Genomic DNA, 2,905 nt, shown 5'->3' on the forward strand with positions numbered 1-2,905 from the left:
GTCATATGGCGTCGGCGTGAACGCCGGCGCCGAGGCGTTGGTGCCAGTCCTTCTGTTGATACTGGGTGCAGAACACCGTTGAGGTCTCGCCGTAACGGCGCTCCATCAGCTCCAGCAGCATTGTCCGCATCGATTCCGTCGGCTTATCCAGCAGCCACTCATCGATGACCAAGAGCGTGAAGGCGGCATACTTCCGCAGGAATTTGCCGGCGCCACCCGTTGTATCCTGGGCGGCGACCCAGGCTTCCTCGAGGTCGGGCATTCGGACGTAGTGGGCGCGGATGCGGTGTTCGCAGGCGCGTTTGGCGAGAGCGCATCCCAGATACGACTTCCCTGACCCGGTGAAGCCTTGGAATACGACGTTCTGTTGCCGGGTGACGAACGAGCAGGTCCCGAGCTGGGTCAGCACCTGCCGGTTGAGGCCGCGCTCGTCGAGCAGGTCGATGCGCCGCAGATCCGCGTTCGGGTAACGCAGTCCCGCCCGCCGGATCAGCCCGTCAACCTTGGAATGCATGAACGTCGAGTAGGCGTCGTCGACGACTAGCCGGACCCGTTCCTCGAAGGTCAGGCTGATCGAGAGGATCTCGTCCTGGAGGTCGATGGCCTGCAGCAGCTCGCCGGCGTTCATCTCGCGGAGCTTGCGTTTGGTCTCGCCGTCCAGAGCGCTCACCGGTTCCCTCCGGCGTAGTAAGCGCTGCCGCGAACGTAACCGCCATGGTCCGGTTCTGGTTCCGGAACTTGTCCGGTTTTGTCTTGCCCGGTGTCGAGGATCGGTCGCAAATGCGCATAACGCGGGGAACGGACCGGGCCCCGCAGCGCGAGTGCGCAGGCGGCCTCGACCCGGGCCGAGGGGAATCGGCGCGAGAGTTTCAGCACGGCCAGCGCGGCGTCGAAGCCAGCCTCGTCGATGAAGACAGTCTCGAAGATCTTGGCCGTCACGGTGACGGTTGCTGGCCCGATCCGCGCGGCCCATTCCTCGATCCGGGGTCGGTCCCAGGCCTGGAAGCTGCGCCCTTCGGGCAAGTCCGCATCGTTGGTCCGATACTGGTTCGTCGTCGTGACCGGCAGCAGCAGATGGCTGGCCAGACGCTCTTCGCGCCGATAAACCTCCAGCATCGTCTCGGTGATGCGCAGGTCCACCAGCGCGCCGATGTGGCTGAAGGGGACGGAGTAGAAATTCTTGGCCCAGACTACGTGGGCGTTGGCGTTGACCTTTCGTTTATAGGCCCACGTGCTGATCTCGAACGGTGCCGCCGGCAGTGCCTGCAACAGAGGCTTCTCCTCGGTGGTGAACACGCTCAGGCGGGACCCGACGCGTTTCTGGAAGGGCTCCCGGTTGTAGGCATCGATCTGTTCCCGGATTCGCAGGCGCAACTGCGCCAGCGAGGTGAACGTCTCCTTCCGCAAACCGGCGATGACCCAGGTTGCGACGTGGGCGACCGTGTTCTCAGTACTACTCTTGTCGCGCGGGTGCCTCACTCGGCCGGGGAGTACCGCGGCCGAGTAGTGCGCCGCCATCTCCCGGTAAGCGTCGTTCAAAACGACCTCCCCTTCCTTCGGGTGGGAGATCACCCCGGTCTTTAGGTTGTCGGGCACCAGGCGTGGGACGCTGCCGCCGAAGAAGGCGAACATTGCCGTGTGCGCGCGTAGCCACGCCTCCTGCCGCATATCCAGGGTCGCTTCCACGAACGCATAGCGGCTGAACGGCAGGCAGGCGACGAACAGATACACCTTCGATATCTCGCCCGTCGTCGGGTCGAGGAGCTGCATTGTGGGCCCGGACCAGTCGACCTCGATACTGCGGCCGGCCTTGTGGCCGACCCGCGACGTCGCCCCCGAGACAGCAGCATGCTCGGCATAGAGCCGGCAGAAGCGGTCGTAACTCATCGTCGCCTGCACCATCGCTGCCGCGTCGAGATACTCCTGGTGCAACAGCTTCAGCGTCACTCCCACCCGCGCGAGCTCGGTGTGGACCCGGCCCCAGTCCGGCTGCGCGAAGACGGACTCGTGGACTCCGCGGCCGGGGAACAACGTCGAATACACCGCGGCCTCCGACAACTCGACGACGTCATCCCAGCCGAGCCCGAGCCGCTCTGCGGCATCGAGCACAGCTCGAATACTGTGGCGGGACATCCCCTGGGCGGACTCAATCGCCCGTCGCGACAAGCCCTGATTACGCAGCTGCAGGATCTGCTTCGCTTTGATCTTCCGTACCATTACCGGTACTCCTTCCACCGTGTGGCGCTCACATGGTGGGAGGAGCTTTTCAGGTGGGGCTCAACCACGCCGGTAGTGGGGCTGAACGATGCAGGTCACGTCGCTGAACAGTGGGGCTCAACCGCACCACAGGTGGTGCCCACCGAAGCCAATATTCAGCTCCACCGGCCAATGTGGATCGATGGGAGTTGAGTGCTACTTCTCGTTGCGGACGCCCTTGTGCTGGTTGGCGCTGCCGTTCATGATTTGACCGTTGCTGGTGTCGCGCTTGAACCAGGTCTTGCCAGACTTGAACTCGCTTCGCCCTTTGACGGCACCATTGCGATGGCCCTGACCGGTGTTTTTTGCCATATCTTTCACCTCGTTTCGGAGGGCCAGTGATCCGCGTCTGCGGCACCCTCACTAAGTAGTCGAGGTAGCGTGCCTAGTTATAAGTGATCCGGTCAGGCACACATCTCGCAGAGACCGTCGGTCATCACGTGCACCGGGGACAGACAATTACAGCTCTTACACCGCTGCTCGCTGGCGCTGACCCGGGTGCATCTGCAGTTGCCGCATTTTGGGCAGAAGTGCTGATGACACTTGGAGCAAGGGAACCCGCGAACCGCCAGAATCTCGCCGCAGCAGAAGACTTTGTCGACGAGTCGTTGGTCGTACGAACGGTCGATCAGGACAGGCATTGCCTCGA

The 2,905-nt window shown here is 63.1% G+C and carries 3 protein-coding genes; all 3 read right to left on the reverse strand.

The features are described 5' to 3' along the window. Position 1 precedes the first annotated feature (1 nt). Positions 2–670, reverse strand: a complete 669-nt coding sequence (locus tag JF66_RS20205) for an ATP-binding protein (protein WP_035880694.1) — start codon at positions 668–670, stop codon at positions 2–4. After that, positions 667–2,217: an IS21 family transposase gene (gene istA / locus JF66_RS20210; protein WP_035880693.1), complete on the reverse strand. Its 1,551-nt coding sequence runs from the start codon at positions 2,215–2,217 to the stop codon at positions 667–669. Before istA ends, JF66_RS20205 begins: the two co-directional genes overlap by 4 nt. 195 nt (positions 2,218–2,412) lie before the next feature. Further along, positions 2,413–2,568, reverse strand: a complete 156-nt coding sequence (locus JF66_RS23960) for a hypothetical protein (RefSeq protein WP_197059521.1) — start codon at positions 2,566–2,568, stop codon at positions 2,413–2,415. Positions 2,569–2,905 lie beyond the last annotated feature (337 nt).

This window comes from Cryobacterium sp. MLB-32 (genome assembly GCF_000738085.1).
Classification (GTDB): Bacteria; Actinomycetota; Actinomycetes; order Actinomycetales; family Microbacteriaceae; genus Cryobacterium.